The following is a 22,580-nucleotide window of genomic DNA, read 5'->3' as shown; positions in this document are numbered from 1 at the left end:
AACGCGAGGAATCGTTAAATGAATCCTCCGCGCTTCCGGATGCAAGGGTTTTGGCGGGACCGGTTCCATCGCCACGGAGTCGGAGCCAACGCGACTCTCTCTCCTAACTTGGTCGCGCGCCGCACGGCCGAAGCCCGTGCAAAAAATGGTGGACGCTATTGGACTCGAACCAACGACCCCCTGCGTGTGAAGCAGGTGCTCTAACCAACTGAGCTAAGCGTCCGAAACAGGGGCGAAAACGTGCACACTCGTTCGCCGCGAATCAATCACCTTTTCGCCAAACGCGTCGGCCAGCGATTTTCGGCTTGGGATTCCGCGCCGCGGAACTCCGCCGACCGCCTCGGCCCCAAGCCCCCGCGCCCCTCACTTGCGGGTCTTCACCGCCCGCGTCCGTCGCGGAAACAACGTCGCGCAAATCTCACAACGCGTGCCATCGCACGCATACGCTGTGCAATGCTCGCGCCCGTAAAAAATAATCCGCAAGTGCAACGCGTTCCAATGCTCACGCGGAAACAATTTTTTCAAATCCGCCTCCGTCTGCTCGACGTTGCGCCCGTTCGTCAACGTCCAGCGTTGCGCCAGCCGGTGGATGTGCGTGTCGACCGGAAACGCCGGCACGCCAAACGCCTGCGCCATCACGACCGATGCCGTTTTGTGCCCCACGCCGGGCAACGCCTCCAAGTCCGCAAACGTCCGCGGCACTTCCCCTCCATGTCGCTCCAGCAACTGGCGCGAAAGCCCGCTGATCGCCTTCGCCTTCTGCGGCGAAAGCCCGCACGGGCGGATGATGGCCTGGATCTCCTCGACCGGCACCTTGGCCATCGCCGCCGGCGTGTCGGCCCGCGCGAACAGCCGTGGCGTGATTTCGTTCACGCGTTTATCCGTGCACTGCGCTGAAAGCAGCACGGCGATGAGCAACGTAAACGCGTCGCGATGCGTCAACGGCACCGGCGTCGCTGGATAAAGCTCGGCCAGCCGCCGATCAATGTAGGCAGCTCGCTGGGCGCGGGTGGAAAACGTCTCGGCACTCATGCGAACGGTCGGTCAACACAGCGGCTTCACTCCCAAAAACAACACCTTAAACACCGCCGGATCGAAACGCGATTGCGCGGGAAGCGCCGGCTTCTAGCGTGGAGGCATGTCCATCTCCCGCGAGGCTCTCGCTCCGACCGACACCTTTCCGCGCCGCCACCTCGGTCCCGCCGCCGCCGAGATCGCCGCGATGTTGCCCATCCTTTCGCAACCATCTCTCGACGCCTTGATCGACGCCGCCGTGCCGGCCGCCATCCGCCGCGGCCCGCTCGCGTTGCCCGCGGCCTTGGGAGAAAGCGCCGCCCTCGCCGAGCTCCGCAGCCTCGCCACCCAAAACCAAATTTTCCGCAGCTTCATCGGTCTTGGCTATTCTGACACCGCCGTCCCTCCCGTCATTCAGCGCAACATCCTCGAGAACCCCGGCTGGTATACCGCTTACACGCCCTACCAGGCCGAAATTTCCCAAGGCCGCCTCGAGGCCTTGTTGAATTTCCAAACGCTCGTCACCGAACTCACCGGTCTGGAAATCGCCAACGCCTCCATGCTCGACGAAGGCACCGCAGCAGCTGAGGCGATGATGCTCTGCCACCGCGTCAAACTCGGCGACAGCCAGGCGCCCAGCACCTTCTTCGTTTCGTCCGCCTGCCATCCGCAGACCGTCGACATCGTGCAAACCCGCGCCGAACCGCTCGGCGTCCAAGTCGTCGTCGGCGATCACCGCACCGTCGATCTCGCCGCCCTCACCCCTTTCGGCGTGCTCGTGCAATACCCCGACACCACGGGGTCCATTCACGATTTCGCGGATTTCTTTGTCCGCGCGCACGCCGCCGGAGCGCTGACGGTCGTCGCCACTGATCTGCTGGCACTCACTCTCCTGCGTGCGCCCGGCGAATTCGGCGCCGATGTCGCCGTCGGCTCCGCGCAACGCTTCGGCGTCCCCCTCGGCTTCGGCGGTCCGCATGCCGGTTTCCTCGCCACGAAGGATGCCTACAAACGCCAGATGCCCGGCCGGCTCGTCGGCGTTTCCAAGGACGCCCAAGGCAACCCCGCCATGCGCCTCGCGCTCGGCACCCGCGAGCAACACATCCGTCGCGACAAGGCCACCTCCAACATTTGCACCGCCCAGGTTCTGCTCGCCGTGATGGCGTCGATGTATGCGGTTTACCACGGTCCGGCCGGCCTGCGCCAAATCGCCCAACGCGTGCGCACGCTCATCGCGCTCCTCCGCCGCGGCCTCGTGCAACTCGGAGCCTCCGTCAACGCCGAGCCCGTGTTCGACACCCTCACCATCGGCAACGTCTCCGCAGCGCGCGTCCACGCCGCCGCGCACGCCAAAAAAATCAACGTGCGTTCCCTCGACGCCTATCACGTCGGCGTCTCCCTCGACGAAACCACCACGCTCGCCGATGTTGCTCAATTGCTCGGCTTCTTTGGCGACGCGACGATCTTCGGCGAAAATCTCTCCACCCTCCTCGCGGCAGAAACCGCCTCCGACTACGCGACGCCGCACGCCCGCAGCTCGCGCTACCTCGAGCATCCGGTCTTCAACCGCTATCACACCGAGCACGAGATGCTCCGCTATATCAAGCGCCTCGAGGCCAAGGATCTCTCCCTCTGCCACTCGATGATCTCGCTCGGCTCCTGCACGATGAAACTCAACGCCACCAGCGAAATGTTTCCTGTGTCGTGGCCGGAGTTCGGCAAACTGCATCCCTTCGCCCCCAGCGAACAAACGCGCGGCTACCAAAAACTCTTCGCCGACCTCGAAACCTGGCTCGCCGAAATCACCGGCTTTGCCGCCGTTTCCCTCCAGCCCAACGCCGGCTCACAAGGCGAATATTCCGGCCTGCTCGCCATCCGCGCCTATCACCAATCCCGCGGCGAAGGTCATCGCACCGTTTGCCTGATCCCCACGAGCGCCCACGGCACAAATCCGGCGAGCGCCGCCATGTGCGGCTACAAAGTCGTCGCCGTGGCTTGTGACTCCAACGGCAACATCGACGTCGCCGACCTCACCACCAAAGCCACCCAGCACGCAGCCAACCTCGCCGCGCTCATGGTCACGTATCCGTCGACGCACGGCGTCTTCGAAACATCGATCAAGGACATTTGCGCCATCATCCACGCCCATGGCGGCCAGGTTTACATGGACGGCGCCAACATGAACGCGCAAGTCGGCCTCACCTCACCCGGCTTTATCGGCGCCGACGTCTGTCACCTCAACCTTCACAAAACCTTCTGCATTCCGCACGGCGGCGGCGGCCCCGGCATGGGCCCGATCGGCGTCGCCGCGCACCTCCGGCCGTTTCTGCCCGGTCACGTTTTCACTCCCCCTCGCTCCGGCGGCGCTCCGCGGCCCGGCGCCGTCTCCGCCGCCCCGTTTGGCAGTGCGAGCATCCTCGTCATTTCCTGGATGTATATCCGCATGATGGGTCCGGAGGGACTCACCGCCGCGACGAAGATCGCCATCCTCAACGCCAACTACATCGCGCAACGCCTCGCCGCGCATTTCCCCGTGCTCTATCGGGGCGCTCAAGGCCTCGTCGCCCACGAATGCATCCTCGAGTTTCGTCCGTGGAAAAAGCACGGCCTCGAAGTCGAAGACGTTGCGAAACGCCTCATGGACTACGGCTACCACGCCCCCACCATGTCGTTTCCCGTCCCCGGCACATTGATGATCGAGCCGACCGAAAGCGAAACGAAGGCCGAGCTCGACCGTTTTTGCGACGTCTTGATTTCGATCCACGGGGAAATGCAAGCCGTCGCCGACGGACGCGCCGACAAGTCCAACAACGTTCTCAAACATGCGCCGCACACCGCACTCGTGATCGCAAACGATGCCTGGACGCGGCCCTACTCCCGCGAACAAGCCGCCTTCCCTGACCGTCACACGCGCGCCAGCAAGTTCTGGCCCGCCGTCGGCCGGGTCGACAACGTCTACGGCGACCGCAACCTCGTCTGCTCGTGCGTGGGGATGGAAGCCTACGCCGAAACCCCGGCGTGACGCTGAGCATCCGCCGCACGCCGCGGTTCCGTCAACACACGCCTCTTGGGCGGACGCGCTCCGCCTGAATTACTCCGTCGAAAAATCCTCTGCGCGGCGCGACGGTCGTAAAACCACCGTCGCGCCCGCGTAGTCAGTCGGATCACTCAGCCCGAAAACAAAATCGTCTTGTTCCCGTGCACGAGCACCCGGTCCTCGAGGTGATAACGTAGCCCGCGGGACAACACCGCGTTCTCCACGTCTTTCCCCAAGCGCATCATGTCCTTGATCGTGTCGCTGTGCCGGATGCGCACCACGTCCTGCTCGATGATCGGACCGGCGTCGAGTTCTTCGGTGACGTAGTGACACGTCGCCCCGATGAGCTTCACGCCGCGTTCCTCGGCCTGGTGATACGGCTTCCCGCCGACGAAGGACGGCAGGAAACTGTGATGAATGTTGATCACGCGATGGCGGTAGCGTTCGCACAACCACGGCGGAAAGATCTGCATGTAACGCGCGAGCACGATGGTGTCGGGCTCGGCCTCCGAAATGAGCTGCGCCGTCTTCTCCAACGCCGCCTGTTTGCCCGCCGATTCTTTCGGCACGGGCACGTAATGATAAGGAATGCCATACCACTCGACCAGCGACCGCAGGTCCTCGTGATTCGAAATCACGCACGGCACGTCGAACTCCAGATCCCCCACTTTTCGCCGGTGCAGCAGGTAGGCGAGACAGTGGTCAAACTTGCTCACGAGCAGCACGACGCGCTGCCGCCGCTGCGCATCCACCATCCGCCACGCCATCTTCATTTCCGTTCCGATGGGTTGAAACTCCTTTTCGAGCCGCGCCAGCACCTCCGCATCGCCGCCAATCACAAATTCCGAGCGCATGAAAAACATCTCGCTGCGCGGATCGTTATATTGCGCTGCCTCCGTGATCGACGCCCCGCGCTCGGCCAGAAACGTCGCCACGCGGGCGACGATTCCAGTCCGGTCAGGACACGACGCGATGAGCCGCAGCCGGGCTTGGGCGGACGCGCTCACGGCAGATTGAGCCGGTTGTCGGAAACGGTCGCCCGGATTTCGGTTTGCACATGGCGTTCGACGATCGGCCGCGGCGAACCGCCGTTTTCTTCGCCCCAGACGACCGACACCTCGGCCCCATCAGCCAGATTGTCGTCCACCATCGCCAGAGAGAACCACCCGCGCACGTTCGCCGTGTAGATCGTGTAAGTCGAAAGACCGACCATCCGGCCGTTCACCATCACCTTGTCGAACGGCAGCAGGGAATAGTAGGCGTTCGGCATTTCCATGTATTTGTAACGGTCGCCCGGCCGGAGCTGGCTGGCGTAAACCTTCAACACATCGTCGTTGTTCCAGCGCAGCCAGACTTTGCGGCGATGCGGCTGATCCGCGATTTTTTCCAGCGCCGCGCGGCCGATGAAGTCGTGGTCAAATTTGACGTGCCGCCCGTAGCCGAGATCCCACGGCGTTTGATAGTAGTCTTCAATATTCGGGGACGAAAAACTGCCGCCGAGCGACGCCGTGGCCTCAAAACCCTCCGCCGGCAGCCATTCGCGATACGGCTTCATCTTCTCGCCGGCGTAAATCGCGGGCATCGGCGACGGAATCCAGCCGCTCTCCGGCGAGACCGTCGCGTAAGACCGGCTGCCGCCTTGCACCAAGCCGAACTTCGGTCCCGCCGCCAGGATCGCGTCGAGCACCGCTTTCCCTTCCGCCAGCGGACCGTGCAGTTCCAGGCCACCCATGCGTGACATGTTGTGCCCCAGCGCGCGCACTTTGTGCCCCGCGATCTTCAGTTCGCCCAGATGGAAGAACTTGATGTCGGGAAACGGACCCTCGTGCACGCTCTTGATCAGTTCCAAGGCATTCGGACCCTGAATCTGATAACGATAGAGCAGGCGCTGGCCCTTGTTATAGATCGCCCATTCATCCACTGTGACTTTGACGTCGTAGTTGCCTGTGCGCGCGTTGAACTCGACCCAATTCGGCACCGACGGCCGGCCCACCACGCTGTATTTTTCATCTGACAGGCCGAAAAGAATGGCATCGCCGATCACGCGCCCGTCGTAATTGCAGGCCACAATCTGCTTGGCCTTGTTGGCGCCGAAATTCGCCATCGAGTTCACCGCCACATCGGAAATCAGCCGTTTGACGTCGGGACCCTCGACGTAGACGTCCTTCATGTGAAAGGACTGGTCGAAAAGGATCACGCTGTGCTGCCACGCCTCCTGCTCGTCGCGCCAGTTCGAATACTCTGACTTGATGGGGAACTGGATGCCGCCGACCGTCGAATGTCGCAACATATCGACGGGGCTGGCATACTGCTGGAGTTTCGTTTCGAGGTTGGTGGGCTTTGACATATTCATAGATTAAAAATGCGGAGAACGAATTCGAGTGCCGTCTTCAGGATTTGATCGGTGGGAGGCTGGCCGGAGGGTGTTTGGCGAGATGGTCGCGGCGGGCCCAGGTGTTGGCCCAGCTCGACGTATAACGCAGACTCTGATCCTGCACCGCGGGAGTGTGCGCGAGCAACTGGTCTTCGCGACCCTCGAATTTCAGGCGCTCGTAAGCGCGCGACCAAATGCACTCGTAGTCGTAAACCTCGCACTTTCCATCCCGGGTGCCCCCGCACGGACCGTTGCGTTGGTTTTTCGCACACGACGATTCTGGACACAGAAACGCCATCTCCGAGAGGGAACAGTCACCGCAATCGCGGCAGTCAAACATCAGGCGTTTGCTCGTGTGCTCGATCGCCCTCATCCATGCCGGCCCTTGCAGCGGATCCTTCGCGCTCGCGCACAGCGCATCGCCCGCCTTCCACAGGCCCTTGCCCGGCGTGAACATCAATTCGTGCGCAAACTTGGAAAATCGATACGTGAACGTGACATTCTGGGTCCGCGGATGCGCGCCCAGCGAAGCGGCATACGTCGCTTCCAGCTTTTCCGGATTGGCGAGACCCGTGTTCTCATCGCGCGCAAACACGAAAAATTCGCCCGGGCGCGAATACTGGATCTCCCGCGCAAACTGCTTCCAATCGTCCGGCGCAAACCCGCGCTCGATTTCCAGCACGCGCTCGATCTCCGCCACGGAATGCACCCCGCCCAGATACGCGCCGCGATAACCGAGCCCGCGGTAAATCGCGATTTGCTTCGCGGCCAGTTCGAGGAAAAACGCCTTGCCCTTGTCCGCTGCCGCCCGCTGCGCCTCGCAGATATCGCCGAGCTCCTCCGAGATCACCACGCCCGGAATTTTCTTGGCGCGAAAGACCCGCGCCACGCCCGGGTTGAGCACATAAACATTTCCAATCAACGGCACGTGCCCGTGACCGCGCCGCCGCATCCACGCAATCAACTCGTGCACCTTGCGCGAATCGTAACCGATCTGGTTGATCAGGAAACGCGCGCCCGCCGCGAGCTTCCGCTCCATCTTCAACAACTGCGGAATCACTTCGTTCTCGAGCAGCTTGAAATTCGTCACCACCGCGCCCGGAAAAAACTTCGTCGGCTCGAGTCGCACCGCCTTCTTCGCCCCCTCGCGCGTCACGTCCAGCCCGGCATTCATCTGGCCGAGCAGCGTGAGCAAACCGATCGCGTCGATGTCGAACGCCGGTTTGCCGCCCCCACCCACCCCGTGCCCCGGATAATCTCCCGTCAGCACCAGAATGTTCTGAAACCCCTCGCTCGCCAGCCGCCACGCCTCGCTCTCCAGCGCGTTGCGATTAAAATCCTTGCACGACAAATGGATCACCACCTCCCGCCCGGCATCGCGCAATGGTGCGCCCAACGCGGACGCAGCCAGCATCGGATTGCCGCCCGCGTTGTCTGTGATCGACACCCAGTCGATGCTCGCCGCCCCAGCAAGGTCGCGCGCCAGGGACAACGTCTTCGCCGCGTGCGGCTGATCAAGGCCTCCGCGCGTGGACACCAACTCGACTCCGATCAGGAAGTCGCTGGAAGCGCCGAGTCGTTCCGCCAGTCGGTTCATTCGTTCAACCTCGCCATGTTCCGACCGCTGCGCTCATCCGCCTCGCGCGGCTGGTCCACCTCCACGCCACGACGGCGCGCGCGAAACCGGGCGCCGTGCCAGTGACAGGTGAAGGAAAAGAATCGGCCATGCGAAAAAGGGGGGTTGGGCGATGAGGCGAAGCATCCTACCATTCAAATCCTCGTGCGTCTTGGCACATCGGGCTTGGCCACCTTCGCAGATTGGGCATTTTAGTTGAGTTTCACCTGCATGAGCGTCTCCCGCCCCATCCCCGTCGAACTCCCTCCTCACGGCGTCGCGTTCGTCGAAAGCGTGCACGGGCCGCGCTTCCACATGGCGGAGCGCATCGACCCGTTTCACAAGATCATCTACGTCCTCCACGGCCGCATCGCCTGTTCGATCAAAGGCGACGCCACGCCCGTCCACGCTCCCGCCGGCACCGTCGTCTGCGTGGCAGCCGGCGTGGGCCACAAGATCACCGACAGCGAGCCCGCGACGCTGCTGCTCTTGTGTTTCTCGCGCGATTTTGTCCGCAGTGTCCCCGGCCTCGATTCGCTCTGGGAAAAACTCACTCCCGCACGTCCTGCCGCGTTGCGCCCTGGCCGGACCTGGGCCCAACAATTCGAAACATATTGGCGCGCCGCAGTCGTCGAGCAGGCCGGCGTGCGCCTCGGCCGTGAAATCGTCATCCGCGCCGCCGCGGAAAACGCGCTCGTCGCCCTCGCCCGCCGGCCCGCCGGCCTTTCCTCCGACGCCGCCCGCCGCCGCGTCGAGACCGTCGCCCGCGAACTCGCCGCCACCTTCTACGAACCGTGGAGCCTCGAACGCGCCTGTGCCCAAGCCGACCTCTCCCGCCGCCAGTTCAGCAAACTGTTTCGCGAGGTTACCGACCGCAGCTTCCTCGCCGAACTCACCGAACGCCGCCTCACCCACGCCGCGCAACTGCTGCGCGCGCAACGTCACTCCGTCGTCGGCGCCGCCTTTTCCAGCGGCTACGGCGATCTCTCCCATTTCTATCGGCTCTTCCGCGCCCGCTTCGGCCACCCGCCCCGCGCGTGGCTCGAAAAAAGACCCGACGCGGCCTTGCCCCGCTGACGCGCCCACGGCTAGCTGAGTTTCCCTCTCATGAAAATCATTCGTCACCTCTCGCCCCAAGGCCCCGCCTACGCCGCTCTCCAGCCCGATGGCTCCGCCCGCGAAATTTCCGGCGACATCTTCGGCTCCTACCAAGTCACCGATCGCCCTGTGCGCCCCGGCAAGCTCCTCGCGCCGATCGCCCCCACGCAGATCCTCTGCATCGGGCTCAACTACCGGCAGCACGCCGCCGAAACCGGCGCGAAAATCCCCGAGCGCCCCATCCTCTTCGTCAAAGGCATCAACGCCACGCAGAACCCCGGCGACCCGATCGAAATCCCCACCCGCCTCGCCAGCCACGAGGTCGACTACGAATGCGAACTCGCCGTCGTCATCGGCAAACCTTGCAAAAACGTCTCCCGCGAAAACGCCCTCGACTACGTCCTCGGCTACACCTGCGCCAACGACGTCTCCGCCCGCGATCACCAGATCCGGCTCGGCGGCGGCCAATGGTGCCGCGGCAAGTTCTTCGACACGTTCGCCCCGCTTGGACCGTGCCTCGTCACGACCGACGAAATCACCAATCCGAATACGCTCAAGATCGCCACGATTCTCAACGGCCAGCGCGTGCAGGATTGGACCACCAGTGACATGATTTTCGACGTCCCCGCGCTCATCGCCTACCTGAGCGGCAGCACCACGCTCGTCCCCGGCACCGTCATTCTCACCGGCACGCCCCAAGGCGTCGGCATGGCGGCCAAGCCCCCGCTCTGGCTCAAAGCCGGCGACTCCGTCAGCATCGAGATCGGGAAGATCGGCACGCTCACCAATCCGGTCGTCAACGAAGCCTGATCCGCGCGGTTCGCGCCCACGGCGCCGCTCTTCCCGGCGCCGTGCTGCCTCTCCCGTTTCAACGCGCCGCCGCTCTCGCGCGCCGTTCTCCGCCCGCGCCCACCGAAGCGCTCTCGGTCAACGTCCGCAAAAACGCCACCAGCGCCGCCTGATCCGCTGACGGCAGTTGCATCCCCGCCAGCGGATGCTTCGCCAGATTGGGATCGAGCGACGCCCCCCGCTGCACGCCGTGATCGTAGTGCGCGACGACGTCCTCAAGCGTCCTCAGCCGCCCGTCGTGCATATACGGCGCCGTCAACGCCACGTTGCGCAGCGACGGCGTCTTGAACTTCCCGCGATCTTCCTCGCGCCCCGTCACCCGCGCGCGCCCCGCATCGCCCGAGACGCGCTCCAATCCGTTGCTCCGATACGCGTAATCGGTGAACAACGCGCCGCCGTGGCAGTGAAAGCAATCGCCGCCCCTGCGCCCGCGCGCCGGATCGTATTCCGTCGCGAACAACTCAAATCCCCGCTGCTCCTCGGCGGTCAACGTTTCCTCTCCCCGCATCGCCCGGTCGAATTTTGAGTCCGCCGCCACCAGCGTCAGCAAGTATTGCTCCAACGCCCGGCCGAGCCGGTCCGCCGTGATTTCACCCGGCCCGAAAGCCACCGCGAAACGCGCCCGCAACACCGCATCACCATTGAGCGTCGCCAGCACCACGTGCTCGTCCGCCGCCATTTCCCGCGGATTCAACATCGCCGCCCGCGCCTGATCGCGGATCCGCGGCTGCGCGCCGTCCCACGCAAACGCCGGACTCCACGCCAGATTCAGCAACGGCATCGCATTCCGCTCGCCCACTCCGCCGTTCGCGCCGCGGCTCCGCGCCACGTCGTCGCTGAACCCACGCTCCGGCGCATGGCAGCTCGCGCACGACTGTTGCCCGCCCGCCGACAGCCGCCGGTCGTTGAACAACACTTTTCCCAACGCGATCCCTTCTTCCGTCAACGGATTGTCCTGCGGCAAATCCGGCTGCGGAAACCCCGCCGGCACCACAAATGCCCGCGGCTTCGCGCCCGCGGCTTTTCCTCTCTTCGCATCGCCCGCCACCGCCGTCGGCGCTTCTGCTGCTTCATCGACGCGCGCCGAGTTCGCCGCACGCGACGCCTCCTCCGCGCCCAGCCAAAACCACCCGCGGCTGAACGCGTTCGCCAGCTTCGGCGCGAGCTCATCGCCGACCGCCGAATGCGTGCTCTCGTTGCCTGCCGCCGCCCATTGCGGCACCGCCAAAACCCGCGCCACATTCAGCGCCAATGTGACCGTCGTCGCACCCTCCACGCGAAACGCCGCCACGAAATTCACCCTCATCAAACGCGCCTCCGTCGCCACGTGATACGAAAACCCGCGCTCCGTCGCCGTGTCCGGCGTCGCCCCGTCACGCCAGCGTCCTTCCAGCGCGAAAAACACATAGCCGCCCTGCCAGCTCCAGTGCAGCCGGTCCACCAGCGGATTCAGCGCGTGCCCCGCCGGCCACTGTCCGGGATCGGCATGGTTCACCGCCGTCGGCACGCCGACTTGAAAACCGAGTCCCGCATAGTCGCCCGCCGGCACGCCGCGCAACGTCCATGCCAGCCGCCCCGACTCCGCGTCGATAAAACCAAATTGCCCGTCGAGCCGCACCACCGTCCCGTCGCTCTTCGTCAACACCGCGCCCGACAGCAACGCCGCCAGCCGCGTCACCCGCAACTTCATCCCCGCGTCCGTGCGCACCTCCGTCGACGGCACGGCCAGCGATTCGCCGCCCCACCGCAACGCCACCCGCATCGTCAGCTCCGCCGCCTGCGACGACCCCACCGGCAACACAAGTAACGCGAACCAGCGCATGCCTCACTCTCGCCGTTCGCAGTTAAGCCCGTATGAGGAGCCTTCGGAAAATTGTTAAGCCCCTGTTAAGCGAACAAAAGTTGCGCCGCTCCGCGCCCTCCCGCACAACGCCCCCATGACCGACGCCGCCCCCGATCCCGGCCGCACCCGCGTGCTCATGATCGACGACGACCGCAAGTTCTGCCGGCTCGTCACCGCCTATCTCGCGCCACTCGGCTTCGATGTCTCCGCCGCGCACACCGGTCCCGACGGCGTCGACCGCGCCACGTCGACCACCGAGTCCTGGCACGCCGTCATCCTCGACGTCATGCTCCCCGGCCTCGACGGCTTTGAAGTCCTGAAACGCATCCGCGCGCGCGTCGACGTTCCCGTGCTGATGCTCACCGCGCGCGGCGATGAGATGGACCGCATCGTCGGACTCGAAGTCGGCGCCGACGACTACGTGCCTAAAACATTTTCCACGCGCGAACTCCTCGCCCGCCTCCGCGCCGTCCTCCGTCGCAGCCAACGCACCATCGCCGCCGCCGACGCACCGCGCGCAGAATTCACCGTCGGCCCTCTGCGCGTCAACCTCGACGCCCGTCGCGCCGTGCTCGACGCCGCGCCCTTGGTGCTCACGCCCGTGGAGTTCGACCTGCTCGCGAGCCTCGCGCGCGCCCGGGGCCGCGTCAAAACCCGCGAAGCCCTCCTCGACGAATGCCGCGACCGCAACTACGACGTTTTCGACCGCTCCATCGACGTGCACATTTCTTCGCTTCGCAAAAAGCTCGGCGACGATGCCAAGAACCCGCGCTTCATCCGCACGCTCCGCTCTGCCGGCTACATGATGCGCGCGCCCGACGACCCCGAGTAAGCAGTTGACGCGCCGCCGCGCATCACGGCACCACGTAAATTTCCGCCAGCGCCGTGCCGGTATTCGCGCCTGCGCCCGCCACGACCATCGAATAAACGCCGGGCGGCAGACTCACGATCATCGCCGCATCCTTGCTTCCGCTCGCCAACGCAAACGCGCCCGTCTCCGTCGCCGTCGTCGCAACCGTCGCCGCATCCACGTTGTCGCTCCAGTCGTCATTCGTCGCCACCACCGCGCTGCCCGCGTAAAGCGTCACGCGCGGATCGACGAGCGCATCGCCGACGCCATACGCCGCCAGCGCGGGACCGGCCGCGCGCAACAGCAGTCGCATCGGCCCGCTGCCGCCGATCACAAAACCCGCGATCGCCACCTGTTCGCCCACGCCGACAAATGTTCGACTCGAGAGGTTGGTGAGTGCCGGTCCGACCGCATTGCCGCCCGCATCGTAAACTTCCACCAGTGCCACGCCCATGCCGCCGCCTGTGCCCACCGGTGCCGAGTAAACCCCGCCCGCGAGCGCGCTCACCAGCGCCGCATCCTTGCTGCCCGCCGTAAACAGGAAGGCGCCCGCCGCCGTAAACGTCGCGGCGTCGCTCGCGCTCCAATCCTCGTTCGCCGCCAGCAGCGTTCCCTCCCTGACCAGCGACAAACTCGGATCCGCCAGCGGTGCGCTCACGCCCGAGTTGGCCAGCGCCGGACCCGCCGCGCGCACGAGCATCGTCCGCGTTCCCGGCCCACTCAGCACGAAACCCACAATCGGCATGCCCGTCGCGCCGCCCGTCTGCGCGCGCGTCGAGAGATTCATCAATCGCGCCGTCGCTGCGGTCGGTGTCGGCGTCACCGTCAACGCCGCCGCCGCACTCGTCGCCGCCCCACCGGCGTTGCTCACCGCGACCACGTAACTTCCGCTGTCTTTCGTCTGCGCGAACGGAATCGTCAGCGTCGCCTCTGTCGCAGCCGCGACATCCACGCCGTCCTTTCGCCATTGGTAGGCGAGCGGCCCTGACCCGTTCGCTTCCACGGCCAGCATCGCCTCTCCGCCTGCCGCCACTGTCGCGCTTACCGGCGCCGTGGTGATCGTCGGCGCTACCGTTGGCGCATACGCCACGATCCCCGCCGTGCCCACCGGCGTGCCGACCGGGCCGTTCGTGTCATACGTGGCGATCGCCACCAACGTCACCCGATAATATCCCGCCACCGGCGCCCCGTAACTCGTCGTCGCGCCCCCGCTCGTGACCGCCGCCGCCAGCGTCGTCCACGCCGCCTGATCCGCCGACGATTCGACTTTATACGTCGCGCCTTCCGCCGAATTCCAACTCAACGTCACCCCGCCTCCCACCGCCGCGCCGGCCATCACTCCGATCGCCGCGGCCGGCGCGCCGCGCACGTATTCCGTCACCGTCTCGCTCAACGCTGTCACCGGCCCTCCCGCCGGTGTGCCGCGGAACCAGCGCCCCAGAATGTAAGGAAACTTCGGCGTGCCGTCGTCCTCGATGCTCAAGAAATACGCGTAGGTGCCCTGCGGAAATTCGGGCGTCACGCACTCCCGGCCGTTGTATTCGTCGAGATCGAAATTCGTTCCCAGCGTGCCACCCACATCGCCCAGATATTCGTAGTCTTCGAGGTAATGTCCGAGCGTGTAAGTGCCGTTCACCGCCGGTCCCTGCACCGTCGGCGCGAGCGATGCACTGCGACTTTGCGCGCGCGCCGCCCACGCCGGCAACGTCGTGCGCCCGGTGCTCGCGAGGTTGATCGTGCCGCGCGTGCCGTCGCGTTTCACATAGCCTGAGATCATTCGCCGCACGCCGCTGCCCGCGTCCATCGCCGACGCATAGCCATACGGCCCATAGACTGGATAGCCATCCGCCGCCCAACCCACGATCGGCGAGTGCGCGGTCACGGCCGCACTGCTTTCCTGATACGTCCGCGTGTTCGCATTGAAATCCACATGATCGCCCAACTCGTGCCGCAGCGCCGGCGTGTTGGCGTGGTAGTGATATTGCGATCCCGCCTGATGCGCATACGCCGGATCGAACGTCACCGCTTCGTTCACGAACGCATCGCGATTCCACACGCCGTCACCGTGCAGGCCATTCACGGGCGTGGCGTCCTGACTCGAGGCATGCGTGTAGGAAAACGTGTCGCGGTTGTCGAACATCGCCACGCCATCGACGAAGTAACCGATCGCCCCGCCGTTGGTGAGCGTGTGGGTGACCGCCGCCGCCGGCACCCGCGGAAACCGATAAATCGTCGCCGTGTTGCCAGGAAAGTTCGGAAAATTCTGCAGGTGCCCCGCGTCGAGATACCACGGCCCCATCACGTGGTAACCTAGCCCACTCGTGCGCAGATAGACCCAGCCCGTCGAATACGAAACCTGCATCACACCCGCGTAAACAGGCGCCGTTTGATTCGTCTGACCGCGGCTCCACGTCGTCACCGCCGTGCCCGCCGCCTTCGCCGCGTCACTTTGATACAGACGCGCATACCAGCCCGTCGGCGCCGTCAACCAACTCGTCACCAGCGGATCGCTGACGGCGGCATCCGCCGACCGCACGACCGCGAACCCGGCACAAAAAACACCAAGCGAAAAACGAAGTTTCATGATGGGGAGGAGAAGTTGCCTCCATTTCACTCCGCCCAAGTTAAGCCTGCATGAGGGTCGGCTGGTTTATTGTTAAGGCCGCGTAAATCCGCGGGATTTTCCTCCGCCGCTTGCTACGCTCGCCTCACTCCCGCTTCCGCATGCACGTCCGCTTCCCCCTCTCGCTCAAGGTTTCGCTCTGGCTCGTGCTCAACCTCCTCCTCGTCGCCGCGCTCGCCGCTTGCGTGCTGTTCGTCACGTCCGACGCCTCGGGCCTCGACGCTCTCGTGCGCGGACCCGCCGGTGAACGCGCCCAGGCCGCCGCCAACCTCCTCGCCGCCGAACTTCGCGCGACCGACGACGCCACCGCTGCCGTCGCGCACCTCCCGCTCAGCGACCAACTCGATTATGCGGTTGTCGCCAACGAGAGCGGCGAAACGCGGGCCGGTCACGCCCCCGAACTCCCGCGCGAAGTCATCGCACTACTCCGCCCTCCACCGCCTCTCGGTCTCCCGCCACCACCGCCTGGCTCGCGCCCGCCACCCCGCCACGACCGCGACGAGTTCCACGACGATGCGCCTCCTCGCGACGACGCCGCTCCGCCGCCCGACCTCCGCTCCGATCGTCCCGGCGCCAACGCCCGGAATCTCGCGCGCGGCCGGCATTTGTTTCACGTCGGCGAACCCGCCGCCTGGTGGCTCATCGTGCGCATGCCGCCCGTCGACCACAACGGCCGCCCCGAACCCGTGAGTCTCGTCGTGCATTCCTCTTCGCTCCGCGCGCTCCTCGGCCTCCTCGACCTCACGCCGTGGTTCCTCACCGCTGCCGGCGTCCTGGTGGTTTCCATTTTGTTTTGGCTCCCGCTCGTCCGCGGCATCAGCCGCGCCCTGCGCCAGCTCGGCGCCGCCACCGAACGCATCGCCTCTGGCGATTTCACCACGCGCGTTCCGACCCGCCGCCGCGACGAACTTGGTCACCTCGGCGAGTCCGTTAACCGCATGGCCGCCCGCCTCGAAACTCAGGCACAAGGCCAGAAACGTTTTCTCGGCGACGTCGCCCACGAGCTCGGCTCACCTCTCGGCCGCCTGCAGGTCGCCGTCGAAATTCTTGAGCAACGCACTGGCGCCGCCGCCACCGCCCCCCTCGGCGACGTGCGCGACGAGGTGCAGCACATGAGCCAGCTCGTGAACGAATTGATGGCGTTCACCCAGGCCGGGCTCCGGCCCCGCGCCGCCAGCCTCGCACCGGTGGAACTCGCTCCGCTGCTGCAACGCGTTCACATGCGCGAAGCACCCGCTATCGTCTGCCGCGTCGAGGTGGCGCCGAGCCTGCGCGTGCTCGCGGATGCCCGGCTGCTCGAACGCGCCGTCGCCAACCTCCTCCGCAATGCCGCGCGCTATGCCCCCGGCAGTCACGTCTTTCTCTCCGCCGCGCCGGACGATGGACACATCAAGCTCATCGTTGAGGACGACGGACCTGGCGTGCCGCCCGAAGCGCTCGCCCGCCTCGGCGAACCGTTCTTCCGGCCCGACGAAGCACGCTCGGCAGACACGGGCGGCTCCGGCCTCGGCCTCGCGATCGTGCGTTCCTCCATCGCGGCGTGCGGCGGCAACGTCCGCTTCTTCAACCGCACGCCTCACGGCTTCGGCGCCGAGATCCAGCTCGCGCGTGCGCCTTGATCATCCGCCTGCGCGGCGCCTCCCGCGCTGGCTTTTCACTCGCTTAACAATTTTCCGCACCGCCGTTCATCCACGCTTAACATCCGCGTGCGAACCTCACGGCGTATGAAGAATCCTATTCGCCTTCTCTGCGCGCTGCCGCTTTTGGCGCTCGCGCTTCCCGCCCAACCGGCCGACGCCGCACCGCCGTCGCCGCCCGACTCCGCCCACGGCCACCGTCCGCCTCCGCCGCCGCTGCTCGTCGCACTCGACGCGAATCACGACGGCGTAATTTCCGCCGACGAAATCGCCCGCGCGTCCACCGCTTTGCTCACGCTCGACAAAAATCACGACGGCCAGCTTACGCCGGACGAATTTCGCCCCGCGCACCCGCCCCACGGCGACCGCCCGCCGCGGCCGGAAATGGACGACAGCGCGCCGCCGATTCCGCCCGCGCCTTGACGTGCGGAATTATCCACCAAGCGCAGCCGCCTCGCGCGAGCGCACCGCACGCCATCCTTGCGCCGTGCGCTCGTCGAGGCCGCGCCGACGTGCGAGTTCTCGAACGCCCTCACCGCCCGGCTCAATCACGCGCCGGGCGGGATCTGCTCGCCTTCGGCATCGGCCCGCCCCGCATACATCGGACCCGCCAGACGCCCCGCCAGCAGTTTTTCGCGGCCGACCAAATATAGCAAAATGCAGAGCACCGCGAACGGCACCAACGTCAACAGATCCGAATTCGGCCCGTCGAAAAACGGATTGTGCGCCGTCGACCAGGTGGTGATCCCGTCGTTGATCCCTTCGAACCACGGCACGCCTTGCATGATCGCAATGATGATGCCCGCGATCGCCCCGCCCGCAATGTAACCCGACGCCAGTAGCACGCCGGGACTCTTGTCGGTCTCCTCCGTGAACTGCGCCGGCGTCATCGCCGCGTAAGCGGCCTTCTTCCGCATCCGCCGATCCACCAGCCACCGCACGAAACCGCCAAAGAAAATCGGCGACGACGACGACAACGGCAGGTAAACGCCCACCGCAAACGCCAGCGCCGGCACGAACGACATCTCCATCGTCACGGCAATCATCACGCCCAGCAACACGAGCGCCCACGGCAGCTTCCGATCGAGAATCCCCTTGATGATATACGACATCAGCGTCGCCTTCGGCGCATCGAACTTTTGCACCAGCGAGCCGTCAGGCCGGCGATTGTGCGTCCCGTTGATGCCAGGATCGACGAGCCACACCGCCTCGCCCTTTTGATTCACCAGATAACGTCCCTCGGGCGCGCCGACATTGTCCGTTTTCTGCCACACGAGATAACTGTTCGCATCGTCCCGCGCCTGCGGTCCCTTGAGCCCTTCCGTCTTCTTCAACGCTCCCACGTCCGTATGCAGCCCCGCCGGCGCGATCTCGTGGATCGGCACGTAAACGGTCGAAGCGTCGTTCAACACGAGCAGCACCGGCCCGAGACACACCGCCGAAAGCGCCGCGCCCGCCATGATCGCCCACTGCTGCAGCTTCGGCGTCGCCCCGAGGAGAAAGCCCGTCTTCAAGTCCTGCGAAGTCGTCCCGCCATTCGATGCCGCGATGCACACGATCGCGCCCACCGAAAGCGCCGTCACGTATTCCGTCCGCCCCGTCCAGCCCACGAGGAGAAAAATGAGGCACGTGAACAACAACGTCGCCACGGTCATGCCGGAAATCGGATTCGACGAAGAGCCGATCTCGCCCGTCAACCGCGACGACACCGTCACAAACAAGAATCCGAACAACACGATCAGCAGCGCGCCGAGGAAATTCATTTCGAGCGACGGTGCGAACGTGATCGCCAACAGCAGTAAAACCACGCCGATGCCGACAAACTTCAGCGAAAGGTCGCGCTCCGTGCGCGGCGTTTCGTCGCGCGCCAGCGTGCTCCCTCGCGAACCGTTGAGATTGCGCAGACCTTCCTTCAAGCCGTGCCAGATCGTCGGCATCGCCTGCACGAGACTGATGATCCCGCCCGCCGCCACCGCGCCCGCTCCGATGTAGAGCACATACGCGCTGCGAATGTCGCCCGGGCTCATGTCGGAAATAAGTTTCGTGCCGGGCTCAAGGGGCGTCGTCATCGACTCGCCGAAAAATTTGATCATCGGAATCAGCGCGAGGTAGCTCAACACACCGCCCGCACACATGATCGACGCGATCCGCGGCCCGATGATGTAGCCCACGCCGAGCAGCGCCGGCGATACTTCCACGCTGACCGAGCCCGCCTTGAAGGGCGCGCCAAACACTTTTTCCGACACATCCTTCCATCCCTTGAGCGCGATGTTGAACGTCGTGTAAATCAACCCCACGCCGAAGCCCGTGAAAATCGCCTTCGCCCCCGGCGCCGCGCCCAGCCCCGCCGCCGCCGCCGCGCGAATCTCCGCCTGCGCGCTCGGCGAGGCGTGCGCCTTGTCGTCAGCGTTGGCACCCGCTTTCAAGACCGCCGCGCAAGCCGTGCCTTCGGGATATTTTAATGTCCCGTGCTCCTTCACGATCAACGCCCGCCGCAGCGGAATCATCATCAGGATGCCCAGCAACCCACCGAGCATCGCCACCAGCATCACGCGCGTCAGTTCCAGATCGAAGCCGAGGATCAGGATCGCCGGCATCGTCACGCCGATGCCGAAGGCGAGCGACTCGCCCGCCGAGCCCGCCGTCTGCGTGATGTTGTGTTCGAGAATCGTCGCGTCGCGCAGACCCGTCTTCGACAGGCCGCGAAACAGCGCCAGCGAAATCACCGCGACGGGGATCGACGCGCTCACGGTCAAACCGACCTTCAACACCAGGTAAAGGGACGATGCTCCAAAGATCATCCCGAGGATCGCACCGGTAATCACCGCGCGCGCGGTGAACTCCCTCATTACGGTCGCGGCGCCGATATACGGCTCCACGTGCTTGGGGTCAGCGGAAGTAGCCATGTTGGGCGGCGACTATCCGGGTCGGCGGGGCAAACTCAACGCGTAATCATCGCGCGCGCTGCGTCTCTTGTTCTCCCACCGCCAGCGCGCCCCGCTGGCCGCGCGCCTTCGATCGCGATCGCTGCGCGCGCCCGCAATCCCGCATTGCCTCGCTTGTCCACCGCTTGTCTGCTCGCTCCGAATTTTTCCGCCATGCCTTCCGCCCTCTACTCCGCCGCCGTCGATCTCGGCGCCACCAGCGGCCGCGTCATCCTCGGCACCTGGTCCCGCCAACGCCTCACCCTCGCCGAAGTCCACCGCTTCCCCAACACCTACCGCGAGCTCGGGCCTCACGCGTATTGGGAACTCGGCGCACTCTGGCACGAGGTGCAGACCGGCCTCCGCCAAGCCGTCGCCGCGCTGCCCCGCGGCGCGAAGCTCGCCTCCGTCGGCGTCGACACGTGGGGCTGCGACCATGTGCTCCTCAACGACGCCGGCCGCCTCGTCTTTCCGCCGCACGCCTACCGCGACGCCCGCACCCAGCCCGGCCTCCAACGCCTCGCGCGCACCCGCGCCGCCCTCGAACGCGTTTACGCCGCCACCGGCATCCCCAACGTTTTCTACAACACCTCCCTCCAACTCGCCGAGACCGTCGCCAGTTGCCCCGCGATCGAAGACCTCGCCACGCGCTGCCTCCTGCTCTCCGACTACTTCAATTTCCTCCTCAGCGGTCGGATGGAAAACGAACTTTCCAACGCGAGCACCACGCAACTCCTCGACGTCCACGGCCGCGACTGGTCGCGCGCCGCCCTCAACCACTTTCGCGTCCCCGCCGAATGGTTCAAGGCACCCATCACGTCCGGCACCAAGCTCGGCCGCGTGCGCAGCCTGCCCGAACTTGCCGGCACGCAGGTCATCGCCGTCCCCGGCCACGACACCGCCAGCGCCTACGATGCCATGCCCGCCGCGGAAAACGGCGGCGACTTGTTTCTCTCCTCCGGCACGTGGTCGCTCGTCGGTTTCGAAAACGACGCCCCGCTCCTCGGCGCCGACGCCCTCGCCGCGCGCATCGCGAACGAACGCACCGGTCGCGGCGGCTACCGCCCGCTCACCAACGTCGTCGGCCTCTTCCTCCTTGAGCAGACGATGAAGGATTTCTCGCGCCGCCCGTCCCACGACCGCGAATGGGCCGCCCTCATCGCCGCCGCCGAGAAACTCCCCGCCCCCGCCGGCCTGCTCGATCTCGCCGACCCCGCGTTCGCCGCGCCCGACTCGATGAAACGCGCCATCGACGCCCAGTTGAAGAAACGAAAACTCCGCGCGCCCAAAGATCTCGCCGGCTACACCCGCCTGATCTGCGACTCGATCGGTCGCGGCCACGCCCACGCTGCCCAGGCATTCGAGCACATGATTGGCCGCCGGTTTCAACGCATCCTGATGGTCGGAGGCGGCTCCCGCAACCGCCTCCTTTGCCAGGCCACCGCGAACGCCGCCGGCATCCCCGTCGCCTCGTTCAGCCTGGAAGGCAGCGCCGTCGGCAACCTCGCCAGCCAGCTCATCGCGCTCGGCGCCGTGAAAGACCTGAAAACGTTCCGTCGCCTTCTCGCCCACCACTTGGAGCAAAAAGCTTACGCCCCGCGAGGTTAGCGCCGCCGCGGCCGCGCCCACGGCGTGCGCCTCAATCGATCACGGTGGGCGTGCGTTTTCCGCCACCACCGGCGGTAGCGGCGCGGCCGTTTTCGCTGCTACCTGCAGCGTCAGTTCACCTCCCGCGCCAGCCGACCCAGATCAAGTTCGCGCCGTAAACGCGCTTTGTAGCGCATCCTCGCCAGACGCAAATCCGCGAGGCACACGAGCGCCCACGCCTTCGCCGGCAAACTAGCGTCCGCGAGGTGCAAAATCTGCTTCCAGCGGGCGCTCGGGCGCCCGATCGCCGCCCGCCACACCGTGCCTTTCGTGGCGCCGACTGCACCTGCCTGCCGTGCCAGTCGCTCCAACCCCTCGTGGGTGCGCATCATCCGGCGCAGGTGCTCCCCGCGCGTGGCACGCGTCGGATGCAAAATCGTCGCGCCCGGCACCCAGCCCATCCCGCCGGGCACACGGCTGGATACCCGCCGCGAAAACTCCACGTCGCCCCCGGAGAACAGCCGCGCGTCAAACGCGCCCCATTGCTCGACCGCCGCACGCGAGACCGCCAGATTGGCCGTCATCGCGGTGCCGGAGCGCTGCACCATCTCCGCCTGCGGAAAGCCGTAAACGCGATCGATGCACTCCCACGCGTTGAACCGCCCGCCGCGCCTCGGCACAAGTGCCACGGGACCCGCCGCGATCGCCGGCGCGCGCTTCGTCGCGAACCACGCCCGATAACTCGGCAGAAACTCCGCCGCCGGCCGGCAATCCGCGTCCGTGAACACGAACACGTCGTTCTTCGCCTGTTCTATCCCGACGTTCCGCGCCGCATAAGAGCCACCGCGATCGCACGAAAAAAATCGCGCACCCATCCGCCAACACGCGCCCTCCGCCGCGGCCCGCGCATGGTCGCCCGAGCCATTATCGACGACGATGATCTCATCGCCGCTTTCCACCTGCGCTGACAGGCCGGCCAGGCACGACTCGAGTCGCACCGGGTCGTTTTTGTGAGGAACGATGATCGAAAGGTTTGGCTGCATGGCGCACGAAAACCGCTTGCGCAAGGTCCTTGCGCCAACGGTGCTTCGTCGTGCTAGAACCGCCCCGGACCGCTTGGTTCCCGGCC

15 protein-coding genes and 1 tRNA gene are annotated in these 22,580 nt (G+C 65.6%); 7 read left to right on the top strand and 9 right to left on the bottom strand.

Annotated features, from left to right (window positions below):
* Window positions 1-146: 146 nt before the first annotated feature.
* Window positions 147-223 (bottom strand) — tRNA-Val (locus tag K0B96_RS04375).
* 140 nt (window positions 224-363) lie between these two features.
* A complete protein-coding gene (nth, locus tag K0B96_RS04370; protein WP_220164259.1) occupies window positions 364-1,032 on the bottom strand; it encodes an endonuclease III in 669 nt (222 codons plus the stop codon).
* 106 nt (window positions 1,033-1,138) lie between these two features.
* On the opposite strand from nth, the gene gcvP reads away from it, so the two are divergent.
* A complete protein-coding gene (gene gcvP / locus K0B96_RS04365; RefSeq protein ID WP_220164257.1) occupies window positions 1,139-4,036 on the top strand; it encodes an aminomethyl-transferring glycine dehydrogenase in 2,898 nt (965 codons plus the stop codon).
* A gap of 146 nt (window positions 4,037-4,182) precedes the next feature.
* Here gcvP and purU read toward each other — a convergent pair whose 3' ends face one another.
* From purU to K0B96_RS04350, 3 genes are read right to left on the bottom strand one after another with little or no spacing between them, the layout of a single operon-like run.
* Window positions 4,183-5,058, bottom strand: coding sequence for a formyltetrahydrofolate deformylase (gene purU, locus K0B96_RS04360; RefSeq protein ID WP_220164256.1), 876 nt, complete (start codon window positions 5,056-5,058; stop codon window positions 4,183-4,185).
* A complete protein-coding gene (locus tag K0B96_RS04355; RefSeq protein WP_220164254.1) occupies window positions 5,055-6,404 on the bottom strand; it encodes a hypothetical protein in 1,350 nt (449 codons plus the stop codon). The genes purU and K0B96_RS04355 overlap by 4 nt, the downstream gene beginning before the upstream one ends.
* 37 nt (window positions 6,405-6,441) lie before the next feature.
* Window positions 6,442-8,022, bottom strand: a complete 1,581-nt coding sequence (locus K0B96_RS04350; protein ID WP_220164252.1) for a methylenetetrahydrofolate reductase C-terminal domain-containing protein — start codon at window positions 8,020-8,022, stop codon at window positions 6,442-6,444.
* A 249-nt stretch (window positions 8,023-8,271) separates the two neighbouring features.
* Here K0B96_RS04350 and K0B96_RS04345 point away from each other — a divergent pair, with 249 nt between their 5' ends.
* Window positions 8,272-9,117 carry a helix-turn-helix transcriptional regulator gene (locus K0B96_RS04345; RefSeq protein WP_220164250.1) on the top strand — a complete coding sequence of 282 codons (846 nt, stop codon included), beginning with the start codon at window positions 8,272-8,274 and terminating at the stop codon, window positions 9,115-9,117.
* 30 nt (window positions 9,118-9,147) lie between these two features.
* Window positions 9,148-9,948: a fumarylacetoacetate hydrolase family protein gene (locus K0B96_RS04340; RefSeq protein WP_220164248.1), complete on the top strand. Its 801-nt coding sequence runs from the start codon at window positions 9,148-9,150 to the stop codon at window positions 9,946-9,948.
* 58 nt (window positions 9,949-10,006) lie between these two features.
* Here K0B96_RS04340 and K0B96_RS04335 read toward each other — a convergent pair whose 3' ends face one another.
* Entirely contained in the window at window positions 10,007-11,809 is a 1,803-nt protein-coding gene (locus K0B96_RS04335) for an MbnP family protein (protein ID WP_220164246.1), read from the bottom strand.
* Window positions 11,810-11,924: 115 nt separating this feature from the next.
* Between K0B96_RS04335 and K0B96_RS04330 the strand changes: the two genes are divergently transcribed.
* Window positions 11,925-12,662, top strand: a complete 738-nt coding sequence (locus K0B96_RS04330; RefSeq protein ID WP_220164244.1) for a response regulator transcription factor — start codon at window positions 11,925-11,927, stop codon at window positions 12,660-12,662.
* 22 nt (window positions 12,663-12,684) lie between these two features.
* Here the strand turns inward: K0B96_RS04330 and K0B96_RS04325 are convergent, their stop codons facing one another.
* Window positions 12,685-15,264, bottom strand: a complete 2,580-nt coding sequence (locus K0B96_RS04325) for a YHYH protein (protein WP_220164242.1) — start codon at window positions 15,262-15,264, stop codon at window positions 12,685-12,687.
* A gap of 140 nt (window positions 15,265-15,404) precedes the next feature.
* Here K0B96_RS04325 and K0B96_RS04320 point away from each other — a divergent pair, with 140 nt between their 5' ends.
* Window positions 15,405-16,922 carry a sensor histidine kinase gene (locus K0B96_RS04320; protein WP_220164240.1) on the top strand — a complete coding sequence of 506 codons (1,518 nt, stop codon included), beginning with the start codon at window positions 15,405-15,407 and terminating at the stop codon, window positions 16,920-16,922.
* Between the two features lie 105 nt (window positions 16,923-17,027).
* Window positions 17,028-17,363: an EF-hand domain-containing protein gene (locus tag K0B96_RS04315; protein ID WP_220164238.1), complete on the top strand. Its 336-nt coding sequence runs from the start codon at window positions 17,028-17,030 to the stop codon at window positions 17,361-17,363.
* Window positions 17,364-17,488: 125 nt separating this feature from the next.
* Here K0B96_RS04315 and K0B96_RS04310 read toward each other — a convergent pair whose 3' ends face one another.
* On the bottom strand, window positions 17,489-19,846 hold the full coding sequence (locus K0B96_RS04310; RefSeq protein ID WP_220164236.1) for an OPT family oligopeptide transporter: 2,358 nt from the start codon (window positions 19,844-19,846) through the stop codon (window positions 17,489-17,491).
* A 192-nt stretch (window positions 19,847-20,038) separates the two neighbouring features.
* On the opposite strand from K0B96_RS04310, the gene K0B96_RS04305 reads away from it, so the two are divergent.
* Window positions 20,039-21,472 carry a rhamnulokinase gene (locus K0B96_RS04305; protein ID WP_220164234.1) on the top strand — a complete coding sequence of 478 codons (1,434 nt, stop codon included), beginning with the start codon at window positions 20,039-20,041 and terminating at the stop codon, window positions 21,470-21,472.
* Window positions 21,473-21,582: 110 nt separating this feature from the next.
* On the opposite strand, the gene K0B96_RS04300 is transcribed toward K0B96_RS04305, so the two are convergent.
* On the bottom strand, window positions 21,583-22,494 hold the full coding sequence (locus K0B96_RS04300) for a glycosyltransferase family 2 protein (RefSeq protein WP_220164232.1): 912 nt from the start codon (window positions 22,492-22,494) through the stop codon (window positions 21,583-21,585).
* Between the last annotated feature and the right edge of the window lie 86 nt (window positions 22,495-22,580).

Source organism: Horticoccus luteus, assembly GCF_019464535.1.
GTDB lineage: Bacteria > Verrucomicrobiota > Verrucomicrobiia > Opitutales > Opitutaceae > Horticoccus > Horticoccus luteus.
This window is presented reverse-complemented; position numbering and strand designations above follow the sequence as displayed.